This window comes from Tropicibacter naphthalenivorans (genome assembly GCF_900176475.1).
Lineage (GTDB): Bacteria > Pseudomonadota > Alphaproteobacteria > Rhodobacterales > Rhodobacteraceae > Tropicibacter > Tropicibacter naphthalenivorans.
This window is the reverse complement of the sequence record NZ_FWXX01000013.1, coordinates 36,411-62,901: the sequence shown is the minus strand read 5'-3', so window position 1 is coordinate 62,901 and position 26,491 is coordinate 36,411. Positions and strand designations below refer to the sequence as shown.

Genomic DNA, 26,491 nt, shown 5'->3' with positions numbered 1-26,491 from the left:
AAGCAGCTTGCTCATATCCGTTATCTTCGGCATGTCTTCTCCCTTTGGCGGCTATGCGGTTTCTTTCTGTGGCGAGGGGCCGGCCCAGAATTTACGCTGCACGTCCTGGTCAGTCTGGTTCGGCACATGGGGCGCCAGAACCGCCGCCAGGATGGTCGAAGTTCGTATGGGATACCAAGCCTGGCCCACGTTGTTCCAGAAATCGAGGTCGGGCGTTTTTTCGCGGTGCAGCGCGTGGGCGATTTCGCTGAACAAGGCCGAGCGCAAAGGAGAAACGTCGTTATCGCCCATATAGGGATCTTGCGGCAGATAGATCGAGGCGATGGTCCCGCTGTCTTTGTCCACACCGTTGATATCGAAAGGCACCAAGCGGAAATCAAGCTCCTGACGGCGGGCCGCCGTGATCAAGGTGTTCAATCCGCCATTGTCGATGAACATGCTGATATGCTCATTGATATAGACATCCCCGTAGGCAAAGGCGATCGGATCCGAGAAGGTATAGGGGTGAATCCGCGGCTCGCCTTCGATTTCGCTGAAAAGCAGATCAATGGTATTGCGATCGCTGCCGACATTGCCGATCAAAGAGGCCGCCGCCGCCATTTCCCCGGTTGCCAGAACGAAAGGCACAGGTTTTTTGAGGGGCAGATCTGCCTTGCGAAATTCCTGGATCAAGTCTTCGACCTGCTCGAACAGGGGCTTTTTGCCATCCGGCAAGGGCTGTTCTGGATTTTCCGGCCAGATCACGACAAAGCCCATGTCCAGCGCCTCGGCGTTGGTTGCCCCGTCCTTGTCGTTGGTTGCCCCGTCCTTGTCGTTGGTCGCCCCGTCCTTGTCGTTGGTCGCCCCGTCCTGCGGGGCAGATGCCATAGACGCTTTGGCAATCTTTTCCAGCCGTTTTGCCACGGTGCCTTCTTTGGTGTCGCGGGAATTGTAATCCATCAGGTGAAACCGGATACGGACCGTGCGGTCTTGTTGATCCGCGGGCACATTTTCAAACAGCAGGCGCGACACACCCCGCTGCACTGCCAACATCTTCTTGTTAAGCGCCGCGAGAAAGCGGCGCCCCCTGCTGTCCGAAGACGGCGCAACGCGGGGCGCGCGCAGATGCGTTCCGATAAAGCTTTCCGCGATCCACAGCTCGGCATCCACCGTCTTATGCGCCTGTTCGATGTTTTCGATGGCCTTGACGGTAAAGGGCCGAAACCGGTTCGTTTCAAAGGTCTGGTTTTCGCTGGCTGACTCGTCGAAATCCGTCGCGCCGGGCACATTTGCGGTGCCATCATAGGCATCATCCCCAGAGCGCACCGGATTGTCCGAGGCGAACAGGAATTCCATCCGGTCCCGGCTTTCCGACAGACCCTCGGCCCAGTTCACGGTAAAATGCGCTTCGTCGAAAAAGGCCTTGGCGTTTTCGAAATCCTCTTCCTTCACCGTGTCGCAGCCGAACTCCATCGCGATCAGCACCCGCAACGCGGTTCTTTTGGTGTCCCCGGCCAGAACGATGTGGAAATCGGGCGTCTCAGTCATGCACCGGGTGGCTCCTATGTATTTGGTCGGGCTCCGAACCTCTGGATATCGAAATCAAAATGACTTTCCCGCATACTGCCATCTGCAGCAGGGGATAAAAAGAGAGTTATGGTATCTGACAAAGTGGTTGGGCCATTGTGCTTTGAGACGGCCTTGGCCTTGATGTTGACCTCTTGGCCATGGTCGTAGCGCCCAACATCCTTTGGCTTATCCAGCAAATAGTCGATCATGAAACGGCGGGCCGCATGAGGATCATCGTCCTGGTGGGCTTTGATGTATTCGGCCACCGTCAAGCTGCACCGACACACCTGAATGCGGTCGAACGTCTCTTGCGTTCGGATCAGCTCTTGGGGCGTTTCGGTCAGACTGGGAATATCGTGCACCTGAACAATTCTGTTATTGCGCTGGGAGTCGATCAGGAACATGCAGGCAGGGCACCCCAGTTCGACATTGTAGCTGCCCAGCTCGGACGCCAAAGACAGCGCACCGCGCACGACCATTTCCTTGGGGTCGGGCATAGTTTGCCCGGTCAGAGGCGCAAGATCGTCCTCGCCGTACACGATCACACCGTTTTTCTCGGCAACGTCTTGGATCCACTGAGCAAACGGTGGAAAGCGCGCGGCCCGGCCCGTGACGATCCAATAGTTCTGCTTGTTCTCCATGAGAGGCAGCCCCGACAAAAACGCCTCAAGCTGCGCCGTAAAGGCTGTGAGAGCTTTGGTTTCGACGATGCCTCCCCACGAGATGCCGCTCAGCATCAGACCGTCTGGCGCGGCCTTTAAATCGACGGTGCCCTGTGTCCGGATGGCATTGATCAGTTCGGCGGGGAACCAATTGTCCGCATCATCCTGAGTCTCATTCCTCGCCACAGTCACAGGAAATTCCATGTGTGAATACGGCGGTTTGGCTCCACTCGTTCGGATATTCTTGGACAGGGCGATCTTTGCCTTTTCCAGCTGCTCGATCCCGGCCCGTTGGCGACACGCAACACCATCGGGCAACGCGCCGGCCAAGCCCTGCGCCAGTGTCTCGTCATCCAGGTTGAAGACGGCATCCAACAGGTCTGCCTTGCCCGACAGGCGCAACATCTCACGCAGCGCCTGAGCAATCGACACGTCCAGGACGTTGCCCCCCAGATCCGCGGCATGTGTCAGGTGCCACTGGACCGGAGTCCCCGTACTCAGGGTGGCGACGTCGATCGTCCGATACCCGCAGTCCAGAACGGACACCACCGGCATGTCTTCGATCTTCATGTCGCTCTGGGCAACCTTGGCAGACTTGTAGAGATAGCGCAGCAAAGCGGTCGGTTCCGGGATCGTACACACCGATTGAATGTAATCCATCGCCGGCGGTTGAGCGGCCAACATATACTGCAAATTGCGCAGTTTTTCGTTCATCTCCCGGTAGGTCTCTGGCAGCACGTATCCGGGGTGTGTCACGATCATCTGGACCGGCGCGGCTGGGTTTGCGGGCTCGGGAAACAAATCCGGCGCGCCCGCACCGCTTTCCAGCAGCAAGATCGCCTCGATAAACCGTTTGCGGCAGATCTCTTGAAAGGCGTCCAGCACGGCAAACGCCTCACCCTTGATGACGATCTTATCCTCTCCGCGGAAAAAGCGGGTCTTGAAATCAAACACGGTCTCTGAGGCGAAATTTTTTTGGGCCGTCTCTGCCCTGCCCGGGTCTGCGCCATATAAGACGGTCAGATTCGACAAGGACTGTGCCGCACCGGGAAACCGCCTCTGGATCGCGTTGTACGGAAAGGGACCGGCCCCCGCATAGAAAAACGAGGCATTGTTGCTGTTGGCCGCGTACAGACACGCAGAGGTTTCAGAGTTTTGGCTGTAGCCGTTCGCTTTGGGCGCACAGGAAATGTCGAGAATCTCGAGCTGTTCGACGGGATCACATCGCATAAAGGCCATCAAATGGCTGCCCGCGCCCAGATCCAATGCAATCCGGTACTGGTAGTGGGTGTCAAAATGCGTGATCCGCGAAAAGGACACCTCTTTGGAATCCATCCCAAAAAACACGTCACATTTGCCAGAATAACACCGCGCATCATTTGGCCCCGTGCCAAGTCCAGGTGCAGTCTGCCAGGGAAATTGTATATCGTCGCGCGTGCCGCGCCGTCCCAACTGGTAAAGCTTCATCTCTGCGGTATCGCCGACAGACGCGTCTTTCAGCTTGTCGAACGTCATGAGCTTTTGCGGCACCAGTTCCACCTGCAAAGCCGGGTCATCCCCTTTGATCACGTACCATCGCGGCTTGGCGATCTCTGTCGAGGTCTCATCCAGGCAAAAACCTGTCAGCTGATCAGTTGTAAACGCACTCAGATCGAGATCTAGCTTATAGCGGAGCGTCTGCACCTTGCGGCCAAAACCTGCCCCTGCCGCGTTTTGCGCCGAGACGATGTCGATCTCTGGGTCCCCACCTGAATGCAGCAAACGCTTTAGATCCATCGCGTGCAGTTCGCACGCCAGTTGGGTTTGCCACAGGGCACCGCCCATGGGCTTCAGGAGGGGCTTTCCGCCTGTCAAATGCAAACTATACTTGGCGCCGTGCATAAACTTGCTGCCGCTTGCCGCGGTGATGTCAAAGATGAACTCGGGGATCAGCGCATCGCGCAGCTGACCGTTATTGATCGTCACCCTCGCCTCTAGAGGCGCGCTATGCGCCACATTCTGACCGATGCCATCATGGACCAACCCGTCGTAAGCCTTGTGATATCCCTCTCCTTCTCCGATCCACAGGATCAGTTCGTCTCGAATTAACCGCTTGAACTCTGCCGCGCGCAGCCAAATCCACAGAGCCGATCTGCCCGGACCACTGGGCATGATGGGCGTATCGTCTGTGAAAAAGCGCAGATAGACGTGGGTAAAGCTTGCAGGAACCGCACCGGGATCAGCAATCGTGACAGCGATGCTCCCCTGCGTTTTGACGACATTCGTCACATCCACCGGCTGTCTGATGGGGTTGATCGGCGGGTTTGCCCCATCATCATTAAACTCGAACTCGACCTTGGTGACTTCTGAATTGATCAGACCGGCGGGCGGCTTCGAGTCCTCGAACTTCAATATCAGGGTGCCGACTGGCATCTGTATTCCTCTTGGTCTGTTTTTTCAAAGAGCCATCCGAGACCGCGCTTGTCTTACGAACTGGGCAAAAGGCGGCACCTGAGCGATGGGGGAATGGGACGGTTTGTAAATTTTCTTACTTATCATGTCGTTAGCGGGCCTTTCCGCAAGCACCGGCGGCCCGCCGAACAAATCCTTTTCTGGCTCACAACTCACAGATCGCACAAAATCAGGCACCGCTTGTAAATCTCAAGAGGCTTTGCAATTTTCAGTACGAAAGCTATGCGACGACTCAACTGAAATACAACGATATAAATTATTTCGCAAAAACCACACGCTCAAGGTGAGTTTTGCGCCGCCCTTTTGCTCAGACCGAGCGATTTTTCCGGGCCCAAGGCGAAATCCTCTCGCCCGTATGGCAAGAGGCTGTCCAATAGGGGGGAATGCTGCCTGTCTGTTTTCCAAAATCGCCGGGACCATTCCTGAGAAACGCCCGAATCCCGGCAAGCCCTGTTCAAAAAAATACAGTAATAAAACTCAGCCCAAGTGTTTAATCGGAACGCATTCGTTTGGGGTCGCGATTGGATTCCAGAGAATAATTCTCTGAAACAATATAAATTAACATAAAACGGATTACGGGCGACATCGCGGCACAAAAAAGGGCCCGTACAGGGCCCCTTTCCTATCACGTTATGACGCGCGCTTAGCTGGCAAAGAACCCGTCCGCCACGCCGATCACCTCGGCGTCTTGCAGGTGGCCCGCAGCGATGGTCAGGCCCAGCGGCAGACCCTGCTCGCACTGGCCCAGCGGCACGCTCATGGCGGGCAGACCGGCGAGGTTCACCGGCACGGTGAACACGTCTTCAAGGTACATTTCCACCGGATCGCTGGAATGCGCCTTGGCCGAGAAAGCCGAGGTCGGCGTGGTCGGCCAGGCCAGCACGTCGACGCTTTGCAGCGCGGTGTTGAAATCCTCGGTGATCATGCGGCGGATCTTGCAGGCGCGCTGGTAGTACTGGTCGTAGTGACCGGCGCTCAGGCAGTAGGTGCCCAGCATGATGCGGCGCTTGACCTCGGCCCCGAACCCTTCGGAGCGGGTCTGTTCGTACAGATCGTCGATGGATTTGACGTTCTCGGCGCGGTGGCCGTAGCGCACGCCGTCATAGCGCGCCAGGTTCGACGACGCTTCGGACAGGGCGATCACGTAATAGGCCTGCAGCGCGTAGGCGATGTTGGGCAGCGAAACCTCGACGATCTCGAATTGCAGCTCGGCGGCCTTTTTCTGCAGCGCGTCCCAGACGATCTGCGTGTGGGCGGTGTTCTTGTCGTGAAAGAACTCCTTGGGGATGCCGATCTTCTTGCCCTTGAGGTCCTGGCCAAGGTTGGCGGTCAGGTCGGGGTATGCGCCGGTGTAGGACGTGCTGTCCTTGGCATCCTCGCCCGAGATCACGTTCAGCGTGGTGGCGATGTCGCGCGGACTGCGCGCCAGAACGCCCGCCTGATCCAGCGAGGAGGCGTAGGAGATGATCCCCCAGCGCGAGCACAGCCCGTAGCTGGGTTTCATGCCGTAGATACCGCAAAAGCTGGCGGGCTGGCGGATCGAGCCGCCGGTGTCAGTGCCTAGCGAGGCAAGGCCAAGCCCCGCCGCCACAGCCGCCGCAGAGCCCCCCGAAGAGCCGCCCGGCACGATGTCGGACAGGCCCAGATCCAGCGCGGTGGGGTTGCCGGTGGCGCCGAAATAGCTGGAGGTCGTGGACGAGCCCATGCCGAATTCGTCCATGTTCACCTTGCCCAGCATCACCGCGCCCGCATCCCACAGGCGCTGGGTCACGGTGGATTCATACTGCGGCACGAAATTCTCAAGGATCTTCGACCCGGCGGTGGTGCGCACGCCCATGGTGCAGAAGTTGTCCTTGATGGTGAACGGGATGCCTTCGAGCGGGCGAGCCTTGCCGTCGGCGATGGCGGCATCGGACGCGGCGGCCTGTTCGCGGGCGATCTCGGCGGTGGGCGTGATGATCGCGTTGAGGTCGGCCTTGGCCTCGCAGCGCGCCAGAACGTCGTCGATCAGCTGCGCGCGGGTGCCGTCCGCGGCGGTATAGGCGTCGAAGTTTCCGAAGGTCGAGGTGTCTTGGTCTGAACGCATAAGAGTGCCTAGCCGTGCTGGAGGGTCCAAAGGGTTGCCGTGCATCTATCGCGTTGGGGGGGCGGGGATCAAGGGCGCAAGGGGAAACAGGCGGGGAACAGATGTGCCCCCTGCCCTTTTGACTGCGAAAAGCCCCCTGCCCCGGGTCTGGACGGATCAAGGGCGGCTTAGCGCGCGCCCTGCCCTTTACCTTCGAACTGGTCCATCAGGATTTCCAGCATGTCGTAATAGGCGCGCCGGTCGGCCTTGCACATGGCCTTGAACCGATCCAGCACATGCTGAGGCCCTTTCAGGTTCAGCTGCCCGTCGCGGGTCGCCTCGCGGCTGGGGAACTGAGACACGGCGTCGATGGCGCGGCGGGTGTCGGCGGCGCGCGGCGTCGGTGCGGCAGGTTTCGGGGCGCTGGCCCCCTGCCCTGCCGCTTTGGCCTTGGGCGCGGGTTGCTGGACAGGCTTTGGGGCCGCAGCGCGCGGCGCGAAGTCATCCATGTCGTCGTCAAAGGACGGCATGCTCAGGGCTTGGCGGTCGGACATCACGCGGCCTTTCCAGCTTCGGCGTCACGGATCGCGCGCAGCTTGGCGATGACCTCGGCGCGGAAGCCTTCGATGTTCTCAAGCGCCTTGTCCAGACCGTTGACCAGCTTGGGCGACATGCCCGCCACGGTCCCGCCCATGGAGAACATCGCCGCAAAGGCGTCGCGTTCGTGGATCTCGGTCACGAAGGTGTCGATATGGGCGTTCTCGCGGAACTGCGCCGCGATGTGCCGGGCGGTACGCGATTTCACCGCCGCGCGGCTTTGGGTGAACAGCACGGCGTAGGGGATCTTGCGCCGGGTCGCCTTCATGTCGCGGTGGATTTCCTGAATGACGTCGAGGGCGGCCAGCGCGTCTTGCTGCTGTTCCTTCATGGGGATGACCACCAGATCGGATTGCGAGATGGCGTAGGACATCAGGCGCGAGGCGGTGCCTTCGAGGTCGATGATCACAAACGGGTCGCGCGCGGCGGCCTCTTCGATTTCATCAAGGATGGTCTTTTCGCTGCTGTTGGTGATGACGGTCAGCGCATCGGGCTTGCCGTCCTTTTCGGCCCATGTGGTGATCGGGTGGCGAGGGTCGGCGTCGATCAGGGTGGTGGGGCGATGAGCGGCGAGCGCCTGCGCCAGCAAAAGCGCGCTCGTCGTCTTGCCCGATCCGCCCTTGGAATTGGCGAAGGCAATGACTGGCATTTTGATTGGGTCCTGTATCTGTCTTTTGTGTTGTTGGTCTTGTGCTCGGTGCCCTCTGGCGGGGCCTCTACCCTAGCCTAGCATAGGGTAGGCTACCGTACCAAGGGAAACCTTGCGCTACCTTTGGATACTCTTGGCTAGGGTAGGGTAGCCTACCACACGGTAGCCTTTGGTAGCCCTTGGTACCCCTGTAAAAGGCGCGGCGTGGTACCCTTTGGTACCCTACCGTACCATGACGCAGCCAGCACCATCGCAAGCACGCAGGGTACCCCATGGTACCACTGATTTCATTGCCTTTTTCCAAGCGTCCTGCGGCATGGCCACGACAGGTCCGGGAAATTCGCAAGGCGGTGGCTTGCCCTGACGCGCGCAGGCGGGAACAGTGATCCTTGGTCTTTGTAGCTTGTAGGAACGACACCATGGCAGCCACGCATATCACTCCGGTCATCCTCTGCGGTGGCTCCGGCACCCGGTTGTGGCCCCTGTCGCGCAAGAGCTACCCCAAGCAGTTCGTCCACCTGATGGGCGAGGAAACCCTGTTCCAAGCCTCCGCCCGCCGCCTGTCGGGGCAGACAGAGGCCCTGAGTTTCGCAGCCCCCCTCGTTCTGACCAACTCGGATTTCCGCTTTATCGTCACCGAACAGCTGCAAGCGGTGGGCATCGACCCCGGCGCGATCCTGATCGAACCCGAAGGGCGCAACACCGCGCCCGCCATCCTCGCCGCCGCCCTCTACGCGCATCAAGGCAACCCCGACGCCGTGCTGCTGGTGGCCCCATCGGATCACGTGGTCCCGGACATTGCCGCCTTTCACGACGCCGTGGCGCAGGGGCTGGGGCCGGTGGGGCAGGGCGACCTTGTGACCTTTGGCATCGCGCCGACCCATGCGGAAACCGCCTATGGCTACCTCGAACTCGCCGGCCAGCCGGGGCAGGGGCCGGTCAAGCTGTCGCGCTTTGTCGAAAAGCCCGACGCCGCGCGCGCCCAAACCATGCTGGATGCGGGCAACTACATGTGGAACGCGGGCATCTTCCTGTTCCGCGCCGCCGATGTGATCGCCGCCTTTGAAACACATGCCCCCACCCTGATGGCCCCGGTGTCGGACGCGCTGGCGCAGGCCAAAACCGACCTTGGCTTCCTGCGTCTGGCCCCCGACCCTTGGGCACAGGCCGAGGACATTTCCGTCGACTATGCCGTGATGGAGCGCGCCGCCAACCTGTCGGTGGTGCCCTTTGCCTCGGGCTGGTCGGACCTTGGCGGCTGGGATGCCGTCTGGCGCGAGAGCGACCCGGACGCGAATGGCGTGGTCACCAGCGCGGGTGCGACCGCCATCGACTGCCACAACACTCTGCTGCGGGCCGAAGGCGACCGGCTGGAGGTCGTGGGCATCGGTCTGGACAACATCATGGCCATTGCCATGAACGACGCGGTGCTGGTGGCCGATATGTCCCGCGCGCAGGACGTGAAACTGGCGGTCAGCGCGCTGAAGGACAAGCAAGCCCTTCAGGCCACGCAATTCCCCAAGGATCACCGTCCCTGGGGCTGGTTCGAAAGCCTCGTGGTCGGCCCGCGCTTTCAGGTCAAACGCATCCTTGTGCATCCCGGCGCGTCGCTGTCGCTGCAATCGCACTTTCACCGGTCCGAGCATTGGATCGTGGTCGAAGGCACCGCCCGCGTGACCATCGACGACACCGTGCAGCTGGTGACGGAAAACCAGTCGGTCTACATCCCGGTGGGGTCCAAACACCGGATGGAGAACCCCGGCAAGATGCCCATGGTCCTGATCGAAGTGCAGACCGGCAGCTATGTGGGCGAGGATGACATCGTCCGCTACGAAGACGTCTACGCGCGCGGCTAGGGCAGGGCCAGAAAGCGGGCAGGGGCCCCCGAGAGATTGGACACCGCGCCCCCGGCGCGCTAACAGGCGTCAGACCTAATGCCCGGTGATCCCATGACGCAGACCCCTTCTGATGTAGCCCGCCACGTGCTGGGCATCGAAAGCGCCGCCCTGACGCGCTTGGCCCAAGAGCTGCCCGCCGATTTCGACGCGGTGGTGCGCTTGCTGCTGGGCGTCAAGGGGCGGGTGATCGTCTCTGGCATGGGCAAGTCGGGCCATGTGGCGGCCAAGATGGCGGCGACCTTTGCCTCGACCGGGACCCCGGCGCAGACCGTCCACCCCGGCGAAGCCAGCCATGGCGATCTGGGGATGATCACGCCCAATGATGCGGTGATCCTGATCTCCAACTCCGGCGAGACCAAGGAACTGGCCGACATGATCGCCCATTGCGCGCGCTTCGCCGTGCCGCTGATCGCCATGACCAAGAAACCCGCCAGCACGCTGGGCAGCGCCGCCGAGCATGTCCTGACCCTGCCCGACGCCCCCGAGGCCTGCGCCATCGGCATGGCCCCCACGACCTCGACCACCATGGCAATGGCCCTTGGGGACGCCTTGGCGGTGGCGATGATGCAGCACCGGGGGTTCGGGCGCGAGAACTTCGCCGCCTTCCACCCCGGCGGCACTTTGGGCGCGCAGCTGCTGCGCGTGGCGGCGGTGATGCACAAGGGCGACGAGCTGCCCATCGTGGCCGAGGATGCGCCCATGTCCGAGGTGCTGCTGACCATGAGCCAAAAGGGCTTTGGCGTGGCGGCCCTGACCAAGGGCGGCAAGCTGGCCGGGATCATCACCGACGGCGACCTGCGCCGCAACATGGACGGGCTGATGGAGCGCACCGCCGGCGAGGTCGCCACCCGCACGCCCATGGTCACCCGCCCGCAGACCCTGCTGCTGGAGGCGCTGGGGGTGATGAACATGTCCAAGCGCACCGTGCTGATGGTGGTCGAGGACGATCACCGCCTGGTCGGTCTGCTGCACATCCACGACGCCCTGCGCGCGGGCGCAGCGTGAACCTTCCCGCCCTCAAGTACCGCAGGGGTAGGGCACAAACCCGCCCTCAAGTACCGAAGGGGTAGGGCAACAAAACCAGTCCTCAAGTACCGAAGGGGTAGGACAGCTAAAATGAAAACCGTCATCTTTATCCCCGCGCGCTATGCGTCGACCCGCTACCCCGGCAAGCCCCTGGTCGAGCTGACCGGCGCCACGGGCGAGGCGAAATCGCTCATCCGCCGCGCGTGGGACGCCGCGAACCAGGTGCAGGGCGCCGACGCCGTCTATGTGCTGACCGACGATGACCGCATCGCCGCGCACGCCCGCAGCTTTGGCGCCGAGGTGCTGATGACCTCGTCCAATGCCCGAAACGGCACCGAGCGCTGCGCCGAGGCCGTCGCCCAGCTGGGCACGCCGCCCGAGACCGTCATCAACCTGCAAGGCGACGCCCCCCTGACCCCGCCGTGGTTCGTCGAAGCCTTGATCCAGACCATGCAGGACCCCGCCGTGCAGATGGCCACCCCGGTGCTGAAATGCGACGCCGAGACGCTGACCAACTTTGTCACCGACCGCCAGAATGGCCGCGTTGGCGGCACCACCGCCGTGATGCGCGCCGATGGCACGGCCTTGTACTTCTCCAAAGAGGTCCTGCCCTACGTCGGCAGCCTCGATAATCCGCCCGAGGTCTGGCACCACGTGGGCGTCTACGGCTATCGCCCCGCTGCCCTTGCTGCCTATATGCAGTGGCCAGAGGGGCCGTTGGAAAAGGCCGAGGGGCTGGAACAGCTGCGGTTCCTCGAAAACGGCACCCCCGTCACCTGCACCGCCGTCGAGGCGCGCGGCCGGGTGTTCTGGGAGCTTAACAACCCCATCGACGTGGCCCGCATCGAGGGCGTTCTGAAAAAGGAAGGCATCGCATGACCGCCGTCACCATCAAGGATATCACCATCGCCGCCGACCAGCCCTTTGCGCTGATCGCGGGGCCGTGCCAGCTGGAAACGCTGGATCACGCGCGGATGCTGGCCGAGAAAATCGCCGCCGCCGCCGAAGCCAACCGCACGCCGTGGATCTTTAAAGGCAGCTTTGACAAGGCCAACCGGTCCAGCCTCGAGGGCAAGCGCGGCATCGGCATGGACGAAGGCCTGCACATCCTGTCGACCATTGGCCGCGAATTCGGCGTGCCGGTGCTGACCGACGTGCATGAGACCGCGCAATGCGCCCCCGTGGCCGAGGCGGTGGATATCCTGCAAATCCCCGCCTTTTTGTGCCGCCAGACCGACCTCTTGCTGGCTGCGGGCGAAACCGGCGCGGCGATCAACATCAAAAAGGGCCAGTTCCTTGCGCCCCACGACATGGGCAACGTCGCCGACAAGATCGCCAGCACGGGCAACCAGCGGATCATGCTGTGCGAGCGCGGCACCTCGTTTGGTTACAACATGCTGGTGAGCGATTTCCGCGCGCTGCCGATCATGGCGCAGACCGGCTACCCGGTGGTGTTTGACGCGACGCATTCGGTGCAGATGCCGGGCGGCATGGGCAAATCCTCGGGCGGCAAGCGTGAATACGTGGAACCCTTGGCGCGGGCGGCGCTGGCGGTGGGCTGCGCGGCGGTGTTCATGGAAACCCACGAAGCGCCCGACACGGCCCCCAGCGACGGCCCGAACATGGTCCCGGTCGAGGCGCTGGGGCACGTCCTGCACGGCCTGCGCGCCATTGACGATCTGACCAAGGGCCGCACCGAAGCGCTGGCGCATCTGTTCGCGTAAAGATCGGGGGGGCTAAGAGGGCGCGGCTTACGCGCTCTCAAGCACCTGTTTCATGGCCTCCGCCGTCTCCTTAAAGACCGCGTCCAGCTTGCCCAGCAGCGCGTTTTCCTTTTCGAGAAGCCCCACCAGATCCATTAACTGATCGGTGTCGTTCCTTTGGCGGTTCACCTGTTTCTTGCCCATCAGGCGTTGGAACAGGCGTCCAAGCTTATGGGCGCGTTTGATCTGGGCCACCTCCTCGACGGTCAGCGCCACCACCTCGGCGAGAATCTCGGCCAGTTCCTTGCGCAGCCCCTCGGCCACGGCATCCTTGCCTTCCTTGGTGGCGCGCTGTTTCAGATCGTCCAAAGTCACCGACAGGTTTTCCTGACGGAACTCCGACAGATGCTTTTTACGCAGCTCCAGCAGGATCGTGGCCTGATACAGCGTCTCCTCGGCCCGCAGTTCAAGGCCATGCGCCTCAATCGCGGCCTGATGCCCGCCGTCCAGCAGCTTTTGCCCGGCGTCCGAGAGGTTTTCCATACCCGCGCGCGCGACATCCAGAGGGGTGTTTCCCTTTGGGGCCAAGGGCTTGCCCATCTCCTCGAAAAACGGCGCAAGCGCCTTGGTCGGCAGCGTGGACAGGGCGGTCTGTAGCTCCAGAACCATCATCGCCACCGACTGTGTGATGTCCTCTGCGGCCTTGTGGAAGTCCTCTATCAGCTCTTTGGCCCTTTGGGCTTCTGCCTTGACCCGGTCGCTCTTGCCGTATGTCTCGTCGAAAAAGCCTTCGAGCAAATCGATGGTGATCTTGCGCCCGTCGCGCTGGATATCCTCGCGGTAGGTCTTGGTGACCGCAAGAAAGGCCTGCTGCGCGGCGATGCGCCGTTTGGCGGCCTCGCGGTAGCGGTCAAACTGCGCGGTCATCGCGTCCTCAGTCATGCCAGCGCGGCCCCCAGCTTGCTCAGAAAACTCTGCACCAAACCGGCGGCGCGGTCGCGGCTGCCGGCTTCGGCGTAGCAGCGGAATTCGGGGGCGTTGCCCGAGGGGCGCAGGTGCACGATCACGCCGTTGACGAAAGTCACCCGCAGCCCGTCCGTCAGGTCCAGCGACTGTTCCGGCCCGACCTCGGCAAAGAATGCGGCGCGGGCGGCGGCGTCTTCGGTCAGCTGGGCGATCAGGGCGCGGGCGCGGTCAGGTTCGACCCCTTGCAGACGATCCGCAGCGGTAAAGCGCGGCGGCAGGGCGTCCACCAGCGCGGACAGATCGCAGGCCGCCTGCCGTGCGGCCACAAGCGGCGCGATGATCGGCAGCAGGCAATCGCGGGTCATCAGCGGCGCCAGCTTGCCCTTGGGGCCTGTGGCGGTGAACCCCAGCAAAAAGCCGCCGTTCGCCTCATAGCCCACCACCTTGGCGGCGCTGTCCTGCGCCAAAGCCTCTTCCATGGCGGCGATCACGTAAGGCGAGCCGATGCGCGTGCGCTGGATCTGCTGAAAGCCGATGCCATAGGCCTCGTCGATCATGGTGTTCGAGGACACGGGGGTGCAGATCACCTCGGCCCCCAGCATCCGCGCCGTCAAGGCGCCCAGCACATCGCCCGGCACCACCCGGCCCGCGTCATCGACCACCATGGGGCGGTCGGCGTCGCCATCGGTCGAGATCAGCACGTCCAGCGCGTGTTCCGCAAACCACCCGGCAAAAAGCGCCTGCGTATCCGGGTCCAGCGCCTCGGTGTCGACGGGGATGAACACGTCCGAGCGGGCGATGGGGATCGCCTCTGCGCCCAGGCCTTGGATCACCTCGGCCATGATGTCGCGCGCCACCGAGCTGTGCTGATAGACGCCGACCCGCAGGCCGTCCAGAGCCGGGCCAAAGGCCGACAAATAGCGGCGGATGTAGTCGTCGCTGGCCTCGCGTCGGTCAATCGAGCCGCGTGTGCCCACCGGGGCGCCCGCCCCCAAAGCGGCAAGGATCGCGTCCTCGTCGGCCTTGGAAATCTCGCCAGAGGGGACGTAGAATTTCAGCCCGTTGCGATCGGCGGGAATGTGGCTGCCGGTGACCATCACCGCCGCGCCGCCTGCGTCCATCGCCGACAGCGCCAAGGCCGGGGTGGGCAGCGCGCCGCAATCAACGGCGACCAGCCCCGCGGCCTGCACCTCGTCCAGCACCCAGGCCGCGATCTGCGGCGACGAGGGGCGCAGGTCCTGCCCCACATGGATGGCGCTGCCGGTGGGGCAGGCGGCAATGAAGGCGCGCATGTAATCGCGCACCAGCGCTTCGGTCAGCTCGATGACAAGGCCGCGCAGGCCGCTGGTTCCGAATTTGGGGGGCATGGGGCGCTCCTGCCTGTGGGGTAACCTGTGGGGTAAACCGTGTCTGACCTGCCGGGGTCAGACGTTGTAATACTCGCGGTACCATTCGACGAACCGCGCCACCCCGTCGCGCATGTCGGTCTGCGGGCGATAGCCGGTCAGCGTCTCGAGCAGGCTGGCGTCGGCCCAGGTGGCGGGCACGTCGCCGGGCTGCATGTCCATCATGTTGCGCGTGGTCTTTTGCCCCAGCGCGTCCTCGATCGCCTCGACGAAATCCAGCAGGCGTTCGGATTTCGAGTTGCCGATGTTCACCACGCGGTAAGGGGCCACGGGGGACAGACTGTCGCCGGCCGGCACCTTGCCATCCGCCGGGCGCTGCGGCACCGCCTCGAACATCAGCAGGCGAATGGCGCGCACGAGGTCTTCGACATAGGTGAAGTCGCGGAACATATCGCCGTGGTTGTAGACGTCGATGGCCTCGCCGTTCAGCGTCGCCTTGACGAATTTGAACAGCGCCATGTCCGGTCGCCCCCAAGGGCCATAGACCGTAAAGAACCGGAACATGGTCGTGGGCAGATCGTAGATATGCGCATAGCTGTGGCCCATGGCCTCTGTCGCCTTTTTGGTGGCGGCGTAGATGGTCATGGGGGTGTCGGCCTTGTCCGTCTCGCGGAAAGGCATCTCGGTGTTCGCGCCATAGACCGAAGAGGTCGAGGCCATCATCAGGTGCTGCACCTTGTGGCGGCGCGCGCCTTCCATGATGTTGAAGGTGCCGGTGACATTGGCGTCCACATAGGCGCGCGGTTGTTCAAGGCTGTAGCGCACGCCCGCCTGACCCGCCAGATGCACGATGATCTCGGGCGCAAAGCCGTCGATGGCCGCATCCACGGCGGCGAGGTCTTCGAGCATACATTCGGTGGCGGCGAAATTCGGGTTCTGCGCCAGCATCGCGTGGCGGCGCTGTTTGAGCGTGACGTCGTAGTAATCGGTCATCCCGTCCAGCCCGTGGACCGTATGCCCTTCGGCCAGCAGCAAACGCGCGAGGTGGAAACCGATGAAGCCAGCGGTGCCGGTGATAAAGATGCGGGACATGGGAAAAGGCCTTGATTGCGGGTGCTTGCCCCCGTGCTTAGCGGCAATCGGGCGGGGGCGCAAAAGGGTTGCAGAGGCTTTGCGGGCAAGAGGCCCCCTCAAAACTTGATAAAATTACCAGAGCACACTCTGGAATACCCCCATTGAGACGACTCGGAGGGGAACGCACGCTTTGGGTGCTTTTAAGGCATGCTTTTCAACCCTTAGTGATGTGAGATTTTCCCATGCTTGACGCTCCGCTTTTGCAACAAACCACCGGGATTGCCGGCCTCGTCTGCACCATGTCCTTTCAGGGCCGGTCCTACACGGTCGCCATGGGCAAGACCCAAAAGGACGTGTGGCACATCGGCCTGCAGGACCACCAGACCGGCGACTGGGCGCAATTCGCGCTGGAGGACGTGAAACCCGAACCGGTCCTGACCCTGGACAACGACGTCGCGCAGGCAAAGATCACCGAGGAAAACGGCCAGGTGGCGGTCAACGGCGTGCCGCTGTTCCAGAGCCTGTCGCAGTCGGTCGCCATCGGCCGGGACGGGTCCGCGCTGACGGTCGAGAATGTCACCTATGTGGGCGACAAGGCAGGCGGCAAGGGCGGACGTGATCTGACCATGGACGTGATCGAAGGCATTGCAACGATGCTGATCGGTGGCGGAAAGATCGTCTTGGGCGTCCTGCAAATCATCACCGGGATCAAAACCTTGGATCCAAAGGCCGTCATCAAGGGGGTCATGGACGTGGCCGATGGCGTGGTCAAAGTCGTCAAGGGGCTGGGCAAGCTGCTCAAGGCGATCTTTGGCAAGAAGAAGGACGGCGTGATGATCCCGTCCGAGTGTTTTGGGCCCAACCCACCTGAGGATTGCGGGCTGTGGGGTGTCATGGGCGATCAACGCTTTGCCACCACCGCACCTGAAATCATCCGCTAAGCTGTAGCTGTCAGGGCGGTCCTAGCTGGGCCGCCCGCGTCGCTCGGCCCATTTGCGGCAGAACCCCAGAAAGGCCATTTCCGGGTTGCGCGGGCGCTCGGTGGCCCAGCGGCGCCATTCCTGCTCGATCATCCGCACGTCCCAGCCGGGGGCGGCGGCGCGGGCCATCTCGTAGACCTCGGGGTCGAGCGCGGGAATGTCGACGATGTCCGAAGCGTCCGGCCCGACGGTGCCGCGGCTGCGGGCGATCAGGTGGTCCTTTTCGTCGTCCACGCGGATTTCATAATCGGGCATGTGGCCGTATTCGGCGTCTTCCTTGGCGATCGCCAGCACGAGACGGCGGAATTCGCGCAGAGTGGACCCCGACCCGCATTTCTTTTGCAGCACCGCCATGGACACGCGCCATTCCGGCTGGCGGCCGCAGTGCTTGCGCGCCAGTTCATAGATGCGCCGTTCCAGCGGTTTGCGCAGGCGGAAGTATTCGCGGCTCAGCGTCAGCACCTCTTGCGCGCGGATGGCGTTGAACACCCAGTCCGAGAGCTTGACCTCGACCTCCTGCATCCGCCCGTCGCGGGTCTCGCGCACGATGCGGGCGCGTTCGATCAGCCCGAAGGTTTCAAAGATCTCCTGCCCGCCGGTGGTGATGTTGGTGGAGATGCGCGTGCCCGCCAGCCGCTCCATCGCCGCCTTGAGCAGCGTATAGCCCCGGCCCGTCGTCATGCGGTTGGTGGCCTTGAGCAGGTCGGCGGCCTGAAAGCGGATCACCTGCTGCGGCTCCTTGCCCTCGTTCATGCCTTTGATCAGGCTTGAGATGCAGTAGATCAGGATGTCGCGGTCGTGCACCGTGGCGAGCCCGTCGGTCGAGGGCTTGATCTCCACCGTCATGCCGTTGTGCTCGTACTTGCGGGGGCGGGTGTCGGGCTTGGTCGACAGCGAAAAGATCGGATGCTCCATCGAGCCGACGTCGCCCTTGGGGGCCGCATCGAGGATGTCACAGACAAAGAAATCGCCCTGCGGGTGACGGTCCGGCAACAAAGGGTAGTCGGTGGTCATGGGCGGGCTCCTTTGGGCGACAGTTTGCAACGACACTTCACACACGGACCAGCCTATAACGACACTTCACACACGCCAAGGGAAAAACGACACTTCGCCCACGGGGAAACGACACTTCACCCACGCTTGGGGCTGAAAAAATGACTCTGTTTCAATGGGTTGTCGTCCGTGTTTCATGCACGCGCTGCGCGTGTGGGGGCGGCGATTCTCGAATCACCACTCTACACACGGGGAATCACCACTTTACACACGCAGAATCACCACTTTACACACGGGGGTGTCTGCAAGGCTTTGGAAAGATTGGGAAAAATCGGCCTCTGAGAGGGCGTAACACTATATCTAACACATATATAACACCCCAAAGGCCGAATGCGCCCCACGACAGGGGCCGACAAGGGGCAAAGGCCGGTGCATGTGCTGGGGAAGGACGCCGTGTGATCTGGCCGGAAAGGCTCTGATCCGGGGGGCGGCAAGGGCAAAGCGGGGCAGGGCATGACACGCACCCGCCCCGCCTGGGATTACAGGGTGAAGATCACCGGCAGGTCCTTGAGGCGCGGCGCGGCGTCGTCCTTGGCGCTGAGCGTGGGCGTGGTTTCCAGACCCCAGTCGATGCCGATGTCGGGATCGTCAAAGCGCACCGCGCCGTCACACTCGGGCGCGTAGTAATCGGTGCACTTGTAGACGATCTCGGTCTCGGGCTCGCGGGTGACAAAGCCATGCAGGAAGCCCGCCGGGATCATCAGCTGCTTGCCGTTCTCAAAGGACAGCTCGATCCCGTACCACTGGCCAAAGGTCGGGCTGCCGTGGCGGATGTCCACGGCGACGTCGAACAGGCGGCCGCGCCCGCAGCGCACCAGCTTGGCCTGCGCGTGGGGGGGCGACTGGAAATGCAGCCCCCGCAGGGTGCCCACGGCCATGGACATCGAATGGTTGTCCTGCACAAAGTTGTAGTCCATCCCCGCCTCGCTCATGCGCTTGTGGTTCCAGCTTTCGCTGAAAAAGCCGCGCGCATCGCCAAAACGTGGCGGCGTCAGGACCTTGAGACCTTCGATCGGGGTGTCCTCGATTTTCATGAGAAAAATTCCTTTTTTGAATGCGCGGAATTGCGTGTGACTAAGGGGCGACCTGCCGCAGGGCATTGCGCGCGTTTAGACGCCCTAGACGCCAACAGGTCAAGGCGACAGCGCCACTCCGCCGAGCCCGGCCAATTGGCTTGTCAGGTTGGGGCGCGTCTTCTATACGGGCGCGGATGGTTTGCATCGGCCCTTGGGTCTCTTTTTGATTTTGAATTTTGAAAGCAGCGTTATCGACATGAAGGTTCTTTTCGTCGGGCTCGATTATTACGGATATACCACCAAGATCATCCGCGAATTCGAAGCCTTGGGCGCCAGTGTCGATTTCGTCGACATTCAGCCCGGATCGGTGTGGATGAAGGCCTGGCGCACGCTCGCCCCCGAAAGCTGCCGCCGCGCCACCGCCGCCCGCCATGCGCAGATGATCGAGGACACCGCCGGCACCCGCTATGACCGCGTGGTGTTTCTGCAGGCGCATCAGATCGCGCCGGAAACGCTGGCCCGCCTGCGCGAGCTTCAGCCGCAGGCGCATTTCGTGCTGTACAACTGGGATGCGCTGACCACCCACGATTACCTGGCCCAGGCGCCGCTGTTCGACGAGGTCTATACCTTTGACCCCGCCGATGCCCGCGCCCATGGCTTTCACTACCTGCCGCTGTTCTGCCCGCGCGAGATGCAGGGGCTGGCCCGTGATCGCGCGCCCGCCCGCAGCGTCTATACCGTGGGCAACATCGTGAACCCGCGCCGCTACGACGCCATCAAGGCCTTTGAGGCCTATTGCCAGCAGCACGGCATCGCCTTCGAGGCGTTTATGAAGATGAGCCCGGTGGTCTACCTGCGCTTTTTGCGCATGGGGCGCATCCCGCGCGGCGTCAGCCTGCGCTCGATCAAGCCCGAGGATTTCCGCGCCATGGTCGAACGCAACGCCGCGACCTTTGACTTTGCCAACCATCAGGCGCAGTCGGGCCACACCATGCGCACCTTTGAAAACCTCTGCGGCGGCAAGAAGGTGATCACCAACAACGGCTCGGTCCGCTCCGAAGCCTTTGGCACCGAGGACCGGTTCTTTATCTACAAGGACCTCGATTTCACCGGCGTGGCCGAGTTCCTTGATACGCCTCTGGCCGACCCGGAGGCCGAGTTCGAAGAGTACCGCATTCAGGCCTTTGCCCGCACCCTGCTGGGGATGACCGCCGCCGAGGCCGCCGCATGAAACGCTGTCTGCTGATCGCGCCGCTGTCGTTCTACGCCTTCCACAAGGATCTGGGCGCGGCGCTGGAACGGGCGGGCTATGCCGTCGAGATGCTCAACGAGGAATACCCCGCCAGCACGCTGGGCAAGATCATGGGCAAGCTGGCGCTGGACCGCCTGCGCAAGACCACGCTGGCCGAGCTGGAACGCCGCCTGCCGCAGATGGGCCAGTTCGACCTGGTGGTGATCGTCAAGGGCCGGGGGCTTGGGCCTGCCGCGCTGGAGCTCTTGCGCCGTCACGCCACCCGCATCGTTGGCTACAACTTTGACAGCTTCCGGTTCAACCCGTCGCCCAAGGACTGGCTGCACCTGTGCGACCGCTACTGCACCTTTGACATCGCCGATGCGCGTGACACCGGCCTGCCGCTGGTGCATCTGTTCTCGGCGGCGACCCGCGCGCCTGAACCCAGCCGCGACACCGACCTGTCGGTGGTGATGAAGATCCACTCGGACCGGCTGGCCTATGTGGACCGGGTGCTGGCGGCGCTGCCCGCGGGGCGCAAGCCGTTTGTCTTTCTCTATGCGCCGAACTGGTTCGAGGTCCTCAAGCAGGCCCTGCGCGCGCCCGGCCCGATCTGGCGCCTGCGCCGTCACATCAGTTTCACGCCCATGTCCTATGCGGACGCGATGACCGCCATCGCCCGCTCGCGCGCCACGCTGGACTACGCCCACCCGCTGCAAAGCGGCATCACCGTGCGCTGCTACGAGGCCCAGAGCCTCAAGGTCGCGGTGGTCACCAACAATCCTTACGTGGCCGAGGCGGGGGTCTTTACCCCCGGCGCCGTGGCGACCTTCGGGCTGGAGGATGACCCGGCGCAGCTGGGGCCGATCCTCGAGACGCTCGACGACATCGACATCACCCCCGCCCAGCGGGACACCGATACTTTCCTGGCCGACCTTCTGGACGAGGCAGGACAACAGACACGACAGAGGGACACCGCATGACACGCGTTCTCATCACCGGCGGCGCCGGTTTCATCGGCTCGAACCTCGTGCAGGCGCTGCACGCCAAGGGCTATGACATCACCGTTCTGGACAGCCTGTCGCCGCAGATCCACGGCGAAGACCCCATGGCCAGCCCGCTGGTGCAGTCGCTGGACGGCAAGGCGCGTCTGGTCCACGCCTCGGTGATGGACAAGGACGTCATGGCCGAGGAACTGGCCAAGACCGACATCGTGGTCCATTACGCCGCCGAGACCGGGACCGGCCAGTCCATGTATCAGGTGCACAACTACTGTGACGTGAACATCGGCGGCACCTCGCTGATGCTCGACCTCTTGGGCGCGATAGAGCATTCGGTCAAGCGCATGGTCGTGGCCTCGTCGCGGTCGATCTACGGCGAGGGGCGCTATACGGACGCCGCAGGCAATGACGTCTACCCCGGCGCACGCGTCGAGGCCGACATGCTGGCGGGCAAGTTCGACCCGCTCGACCCGGCCACCGGCCAGCCCTACACCCTGCAAGCCACCGATGAAGGGTCCAAGATCCACCCCTCGTCCGTCTATGGCATCACCAAGCAGGTGCAAGAGCAGCTGGTCATGACCGTCTGCCCGACGCTGGGGATCGAGCCGGTCGCGCTGCGCTACCAGAACGTCTACGGCCCCGGCCAGTCGCTGTCGAACCCCTACACCGGCATCCTGTCGATCTTCTCGAACCTCATCATGCAGGGCAAGTCGATCAACGTCTTCGAGGACGGGCTGGAAAGCCGCGACTTCGTCTTTATCGACGATGTGGTGGCCGCGACCATGCTGGCGATCGAACACGAAAACGCGCCCGGTTTCGCCTATAACGTCGGTTCCGGCGTGGCGACCACGGTGCTGGAGGTGGTCGACGCGCTGATCGCTGCCTATGGTCGCCCCACGGAATCGAAGGTCTCTGGCCAGTTCCGCCTGGGCGACATCCGCCACAACTACGCCGACCTGTCGCTGATCTCTGGCCGCCTCGGGTTCCAGCCGTCGGTGGATTTCGCCGAAGGCATCCGCCAGTTCGCCGCATGGGCCGGCACGCAAGGCCCCCGCGCCAGCGCCTACGAGCGCTCGCTGGAGGAAATGAAGGAACGCGGCCTGATGAAGGGCGCGGCGGAATAATCCCAAAGCGGGGAGACTGCTCATGACGATCCTCGTGATCGGCGGCGGCAAGATGGGCGCGACCCATCTTGCACTGGCCGCGCAATACGCGGGCAAGCAGGGCGTGGCGCTCTGTGAGCCCAAGAAATCCGTCCGCCGCGTCTTTGGGATGCTGGGCTTTCGCACCTATGCCAGCCTCGAAGAGGCGATGGCCAAGGGCGCGGCCCCCAAGGGCGTGCTGATCGCCACCCCGACGCGGTTCCACGCGCCGGTGGCGGAAACCGCGCTGAAGAACGGCATCCCGGTTTTCGTGGAAAAGCCGCTGACGCTGGACCCGGACCGGTCCATGGAGCTGGTCAAGCTGGCCGAGGCGACGGGCGTGCCCGCGCAGACCGGCTTTGTGCTGCGCTACATCGCCACCTTCCTGCGCCTGCGTGCGCTGGTGGCGGACGGGCGTCTGGGCCGCGTCGAACGCTACGAGGCGTCGATGCTGGGCAACGTGGTGACGAAACCCTTGCCGGACGAAAGCTGGCAGGGCGATTTCAGCCGCGGCGGCGGCGCGCTGAACGAATACGGCCCGCACCTGATCGACCTGTGCCATTTCGTCTTTGGCCGGGTGGCGCAGGTGGAGGCGGCGGAAAAGGCCCATGTGCATTGCACCAAGGCCGACGACCGCATCGACGTGGACTGGACCCACGAAAGCGGCATCCCCGGCCACATGCGCATCGACTGGTGCGACACCACGAAACGCAAGTCGGTGAACGAGTTCCGCGTGATCTTTGAAAAGGCCGAGGTGCGCGTCGACAACTCTGCCGTCGAACTGACCTGGCGCGAGGGTGTGGACCTGCCCGAAGGCGCCGAAGACCTGGCCGCCCAGCCGCGCCCGCTGAACGTGGGCTTCTACCTGCGCGGCGAGGAATTCTCGCTCGAGCTCGAGGATTTCATCGGCACCTGCCTGGGGCGCAACCTGCACGTGGACGACGAGGTGCCGCAGGGCATCACCCCCCGTCTGGTGGACGGCTACGAGGTCGATCGCATGATCGACGCCATTGCGCGAAAGGTGGGCCTGAAATGAGCTTTGGTCGTGTGATCCTTGGCGACAACCAGTTCCTGGGCGTCAACCATTCCAACCAGGCCAAGGCGGTGCAACTGTATGAACAGTTCAGCAAGCCCGACGCCATCATCGAGGTCATCGGCGCCGCCTATGAGGCCGGCGTGCGGGATTTCATGTTCACCACCCATGACCGGTTCGAGCCGGTCTTTGACGAGGTGCGGCGGTCCAACCTGTTCCCGGGCATGTATTATTCGCCCTGCCTGCCCTATGCGCATAAATACTGGTCCAAACTCTCGGCCCAGAGCATGCCTTCGGTGCTGAAGGAGACCCTGTTCCAGGTCAACGCGCTGCAGGTGATCCCGGCGGGGCTGGGGCTGATGCTGGGCAACTTCGGCGGCTTCATGAAGCTGCTGGCGGAAATCGAGGTGCTGATGTGCAAGGGCCTGCCGCTGCGCGGGGTGTTCTTGCAGAACGCCGCCTTTGACCTGCTCATGTCCATCGAGGCGCATCGTGAAATCGAGGCCTTTGCCGAGGGCGTCAAGCGCCGCCTTGGCGCCGAGCCGGGCTTCATCACCATGAACCACCCGCAGGCGGTGGATGTGCTGACCAACAAGATCGGGCTGGACCGTCCTTGGGTCTGCGCCAACTACAACCTCGCGGGCTTTCGCATGAACCCCAAGGCCGAAACCGTGGTCAGCAGCTTTGCCTCGGGCAAGACGCGCAACATCGCCATGTCGGTGTTCTCGTCGGGCGCGGCGGGCGGCCAGGCCAGCCTGCGCCACGTGGTCGACCAGTGCCCCGGCGGCGGGGTGGATGCGATCCTGTTCGGGTCTTCGCGCCCCGAGAACATCGTGGCCAACACCCGCACCATCCTGGACAACACCCCGCCCACCTGATGGTGGGGCAGGGCGCAGATGCAAAACGGGCGGCCCTTGGCGGGCCGCCCGTTTCTTTATGCCGCGCTGTTCGGTCAGTAATTGCTGCGGCTGATCTCAAAGGCATAGCTGTAGGCGCCGATCCGCTCGATCATCAGCGTCAGCACCCCTGGCCCGGTAAAGTTCACCCCACCGTTCAGCTTGTTCTGCGCGGTCGCGGCGATGGTCATGTTGGCGTTCTCGGCCCGCAGGATCACCAGCCGGTTGGCCTGGGTGCCCGCGTCAAAGCTGTTGACGGTGACCGGCGTGGTGGCCGCCGCGCGGAAGTAGCTGCCATCGGGCAGGGCCAGCGCACTGCCCGAGACGCCGGCCTCGGTCAGCGCGGTGTTGGCCTTGTAAAAGTTGATCGCGCTTTTGGTCACCGTCACGAATTCAGACCCGTTCGCGCCGGTTTGCAGCAGCCCGCAGATGCCCCCGGTGCTGTTGTCCTGAATTTTCTTCGTGCCGGTGCCGGACCAGTCGCCGCGTGGGTCAAAGCAGTTGTCGACCACGCTCAGGCGCGGCTCGGTGCCCGAAATGCGGATGCCGGTGACGCCGTTGGTGCCTTCGACATAGACCAGAGAGTTCGAGCGCACGGTCTTGTTGTAGCCGCCGAATCCCGCCGAAGAGGCCACGTCGATGCCAACCGAGTTGGCGCGCGAGCCGGTCGAGATCAGGTTGCCTTCGATGAGCGAGCCCTTGGAGGTGGTGGCGGTGGCGTCGATCCCCACGGCAAAGCCGCGCGCGATGTAGTTGTGCACGATCGAGGTGTAATCGCCCGCATCCTGGATGCCGATGCCGCCGTCGCCGCCTTCCATGTAGCATTTCTCGATGATCGCACCTTTGGTGCCGCTGAGCAGGATGCCGTTGGTCACGGTTGAGCATTCGCATTCCGAGATGGTCAGCGTGTATTCCGCCCCGCTGCCGCCGCCGATGTCAAAGCCGGTCAGGAAGCCGCGCGAGGTGACCTTGCGCAAAGTCACCAGCCCCGAGTCGTGCGAGGTCGCCACTCGCACACCGGCGCCGGTGCGTGCCAAGCCCAGAACCGGCGTGGCAAAGTCCGAGTTCAGCACATAGATGTTGTCGAAATCCGTGGTCGCCGAGTAGGTGATCAGGATCCCGTCGCCCGAGCCCTTTTGATAGATCGCCAGATCGCGCATCACCGACAGGCCGTAAAAGCTGTCCAGCCGGATGGCCGGGGTGGTGTCGGACTGCGCGTCGATGCGCAGGTTCTCGATGCGCATGGTGCCGTTGGATGACGGGTCGGTGTCCTGGATGTCGCGCAGCACCGGCGCGTCGGTGACCGATTTCAGCACGGTCCCGCCCTGACCTGCGACCACGAAGGGTTCGCCATAGCTTTGGCCAAAGATACGGAAGGATTTGCCGCGCTCGTCGGTGCCCGTGACGGTGCCCGGCAGAACCAGCCCGGTGACCAGATAGATGCCCGACGGCACGAACAGGTCGGCGTCGTTGTCATGGGCAAAGTCGATGGCGTTTTGCAGCGCGGCGGTGTCATCGGCGATCCCGTCGCCCGCCGGGTTCCATGCGGCGGCGTTGTAATAGCCCGCCGAGGTGATCTGGGCATAGAGCTTGACGCCGCCAGCGGTGGTCAGATGGTGATCGGTCGCGGTTTCGGGCGCGACGCGGTAGAAAAAGTTGGTGTTGGTGACGTGGATCAGCTCGTTCTTGGTGACGTCCTGACGGCCAAAGCCCGCATCATACGACAAAAAGGCGTCATCGGTCAGGTCCTGAACGGTGGAAAAGATCAGGGATTCGGGCGCGCGCACGCGCACATCCGGCAGATCCAGCAGCAGCTGGTCTTGTGCGGAATAAACGCGGATGTCGTAGACCGCCTCGAGTGTGTGAATGATCGGGAACCGGCCGTTGTCATCGGCGACGACGGGGTTGGCACGCAATTCCGTCAGGTCTTCGTCCTGGTACAACGCGACCAGCGTTTCCTTGTTGGCCGCATAGACATACATCCGGGCACCGCCGAACAGCGCCTCTTGGATATCGGCGCCTGCCGCGATCTCGCTCAGGTCGACACCTGGGTCGAGGTTGTCGAAATCTTGCTTCTCCAGTTTCAGCTGTGCCATGCCGTATCTCCTTCGTATGCCCGCATGTCGTGGTCTGCGCGCTCCACAGAAGAGGAGG

General features: G+C 62.9%; 21 protein-coding genes. 10 read left to right on the top strand and 11 right to left on the bottom strand.

From position 1 onward, the window contains the following. Positions 1-51: 51 nt before the first annotated feature. The 5 genes from B9A11_RS18930 to B9A11_RS18910 form a co-directional block, all read right to left on the bottom strand. The gene (locus tag B9A11_RS18930) at positions 52-1,527 is read right to left on the bottom strand and encodes a hypothetical protein (protein WP_058249284.1); all 1,476 of its coding nucleotides are present in this window, start codon (positions 1,525-1,527) and stop codon (positions 52-54) included. Positions 1,528-1,541: 14 nt separating this feature from the next. After that, a complete protein-coding gene (locus B9A11_RS18925) occupies positions 1,542-4,622 on the bottom strand; it encodes a hypothetical protein (protein WP_058249283.1) in 3,081 nt (1,026 codons plus the stop codon). A gap of 682 nt (positions 4,623-5,304) precedes the next feature. After that, positions 5,305-6,747 (bottom strand): Asp-tRNA(Asn)/Glu-tRNA(Gln) amidotransferase subunit GatA, encoded by a 1,443-nt coding sequence (gene gatA / locus B9A11_RS18920; RefSeq protein ID WP_058249282.1) that lies wholly within the window; start codon positions 6,745-6,747, stop codon positions 5,305-5,307. Between the two features lie 167 nt (positions 6,748-6,914). Next, positions 6,915-7,280: a hypothetical protein gene (locus B9A11_RS18915; protein ID WP_058249281.1), complete on the bottom strand. Its 366-nt coding sequence runs from the start codon at positions 7,278-7,280 to the stop codon at positions 6,915-6,917. Continuing rightward, a complete protein-coding gene (locus B9A11_RS18910; protein WP_058249280.1) occupies positions 7,280-7,972 on the bottom strand; it encodes a ParA family protein in 693 nt (230 codons plus the stop codon). Before B9A11_RS18910 ends, B9A11_RS18915 begins: the two co-directional genes overlap by 1 nt. A gap of 419 nt (positions 7,973-8,391) precedes the next feature. Here B9A11_RS18910 and B9A11_RS18905 point away from each other — a divergent pair, with 419 nt between their 5' ends. From B9A11_RS18905 to kdsA, 4 genes are all read left to right on the top strand, one after another. Next, positions 8,392-9,828, top strand: a complete 1,437-nt coding sequence (locus B9A11_RS18905; protein ID WP_058249279.1) for a mannose-1-phosphate guanylyltransferase/mannose-6-phosphate isomerase — start codon at positions 8,392-8,394, stop codon at positions 9,826-9,828. Between the two features lie 93 nt (positions 9,829-9,921). Next, complete coding sequence (locus B9A11_RS18900) at positions 9,922-10,875, top strand: KpsF/GutQ family sugar-phosphate isomerase (protein WP_083499959.1); 954 nt, start codon at positions 9,922-9,924, stop codon at positions 10,873-10,875. 111 nt (positions 10,876-10,986) lie between these two features. Further along, positions 10,987-11,775, top strand: coding sequence for a 3-deoxy-manno-octulosonate cytidylyltransferase (locus tag B9A11_RS18895; protein WP_058249277.1), 789 nt, complete (start codon positions 10,987-10,989; stop codon positions 11,773-11,775). Continuing rightward, positions 11,772-12,620, top strand: coding sequence for a 3-deoxy-8-phosphooctulonate synthase (gene kdsA / locus B9A11_RS18890; protein ID WP_058249276.1), 849 nt, complete (start codon positions 11,772-11,774; stop codon positions 12,618-12,620). The genes B9A11_RS18895 and kdsA overlap by 4 nt, the downstream gene beginning before the upstream one ends. A 27-nt stretch (positions 12,621-12,647) precedes the next feature. Here kdsA and B9A11_RS18885 read toward each other — a convergent pair whose 3' ends face one another. Genes B9A11_RS18885 through B9A11_RS18875 form a run of 3 tightly spaced genes read right to left on the bottom strand, consistent with a single transcriptional unit; the run spans position 12,648 to position 16,003 of the window. After that, the gene (locus B9A11_RS18885) at positions 12,648-13,541 is read right to left on the bottom strand and encodes a hypothetical protein (RefSeq protein WP_143595938.1); all 894 of its coding nucleotides are present in this window, start codon (positions 13,539-13,541) and stop codon (positions 12,648-12,650) included. Continuing rightward, positions 13,538-14,932 carry a phosphomannomutase gene (locus B9A11_RS18880; RefSeq protein WP_058249274.1) on the bottom strand — a complete coding sequence of 465 codons (1,395 nt, stop codon included), beginning with the start codon at positions 14,930-14,932 and terminating at the stop codon, positions 13,538-13,540. Before B9A11_RS18880 ends, B9A11_RS18885 begins: the two co-directional genes overlap by 4 nt. A gap of 57 nt (positions 14,933-14,989) precedes the next feature. Beyond that, positions 14,990-16,003, bottom strand: a complete 1,014-nt coding sequence (locus tag B9A11_RS18875) for a GDP-mannose 4,6-dehydratase (protein ID WP_058249273.1) — start codon at positions 16,001-16,003, stop codon at positions 14,990-14,992. Between the two features lie 224 nt (positions 16,004-16,227). Here B9A11_RS18875 and B9A11_RS18870 point away from each other — a divergent pair, with 224 nt between their 5' ends. Further along, complete coding sequence (locus tag B9A11_RS18870) at positions 16,228-16,926, top strand: hypothetical protein (protein ID WP_058249272.1); 699 nt, start codon at positions 16,228-16,230, stop codon at positions 16,924-16,926. 21 nt (positions 16,927-16,947) lie between these two features. Here the strand turns inward: B9A11_RS18870 and B9A11_RS18865 are convergent, their stop codons facing one another. Both B9A11_RS18865 and rfbC read right to left on the bottom strand, forming a co-directional pair. Continuing rightward, positions 16,948-17,979 (bottom strand): replication initiator protein A, encoded by a 1,032-nt coding sequence (locus B9A11_RS18865; RefSeq protein ID WP_058249271.1) that lies wholly within the window; start codon positions 17,977-17,979, stop codon positions 16,948-16,950. Between the two features lie 518 nt (positions 17,980-18,497). Then, complete coding sequence (rfbC, locus tag B9A11_RS18860) at positions 18,498-19,052, bottom strand: dTDP-4-dehydrorhamnose 3,5-epimerase (RefSeq protein WP_058249270.1); 555 nt, start codon at positions 19,050-19,052, stop codon at positions 18,498-18,500. Between the two features lie 238 nt (positions 19,053-19,290). Here rfbC and B9A11_RS18855 point away from each other — a divergent pair, with 238 nt between their 5' ends. The 5 genes from B9A11_RS18855 to B9A11_RS18835 are packed head-to-tail and all read left to right on the top strand — an operon-like array spanning position 19,291 to position 24,319. Further along, positions 19,291-20,265 carry a WaaS/CpsH family glycosyltransferase gene (locus tag B9A11_RS18855; RefSeq protein WP_143595937.1) on the top strand — a complete coding sequence of 325 codons (975 nt, stop codon included), beginning with the start codon at positions 19,291-19,293 and terminating at the stop codon, positions 20,263-20,265. Next, a complete protein-coding gene (locus B9A11_RS18850) occupies positions 20,262-21,248 on the top strand; it encodes a WaaS/CpsH family glycosyltransferase (protein ID WP_058249268.1) in 987 nt (328 codons plus the stop codon). Before B9A11_RS18855 ends, B9A11_RS18850 begins: the two co-directional genes overlap by 4 nt. After that, entirely contained in the window at positions 21,245-22,390 is a 1,146-nt protein-coding gene (locus tag B9A11_RS18845) for an NAD-dependent epimerase/dehydratase family protein (protein ID WP_058249267.1), read from the top strand. Before B9A11_RS18850 ends, B9A11_RS18845 begins: the two co-directional genes overlap by 4 nt. Before the next feature lie 22 nt (positions 22,391-22,412). Beyond that, positions 22,413-23,444, top strand: coding sequence for a Gfo/Idh/MocA family protein (locus B9A11_RS18840; RefSeq protein ID WP_058249266.1), 1,032 nt, complete (start codon positions 22,413-22,415; stop codon positions 23,442-23,444). Continuing rightward, positions 23,441-24,319, top strand: a complete 879-nt coding sequence (locus tag B9A11_RS18835) for a hypothetical protein (RefSeq protein WP_058249265.1) — start codon at positions 23,441-23,443, stop codon at positions 24,317-24,319. Before B9A11_RS18840 ends, B9A11_RS18835 begins: the two co-directional genes overlap by 4 nt. Before the next feature lie 74 nt (positions 24,320-24,393). On the opposite strand, the gene B9A11_RS18830 is transcribed toward B9A11_RS18835, so the two are convergent. Then, positions 24,394-26,433 carry a right-handed parallel beta-helix repeat-containing protein gene (locus tag B9A11_RS18830; RefSeq protein WP_058249264.1) on the bottom strand — a complete coding sequence of 680 codons (2,040 nt, stop codon included), beginning with the start codon at positions 26,431-26,433 and terminating at the stop codon, positions 24,394-24,396. Positions 26,434-26,491 lie beyond the last annotated feature (58 nt).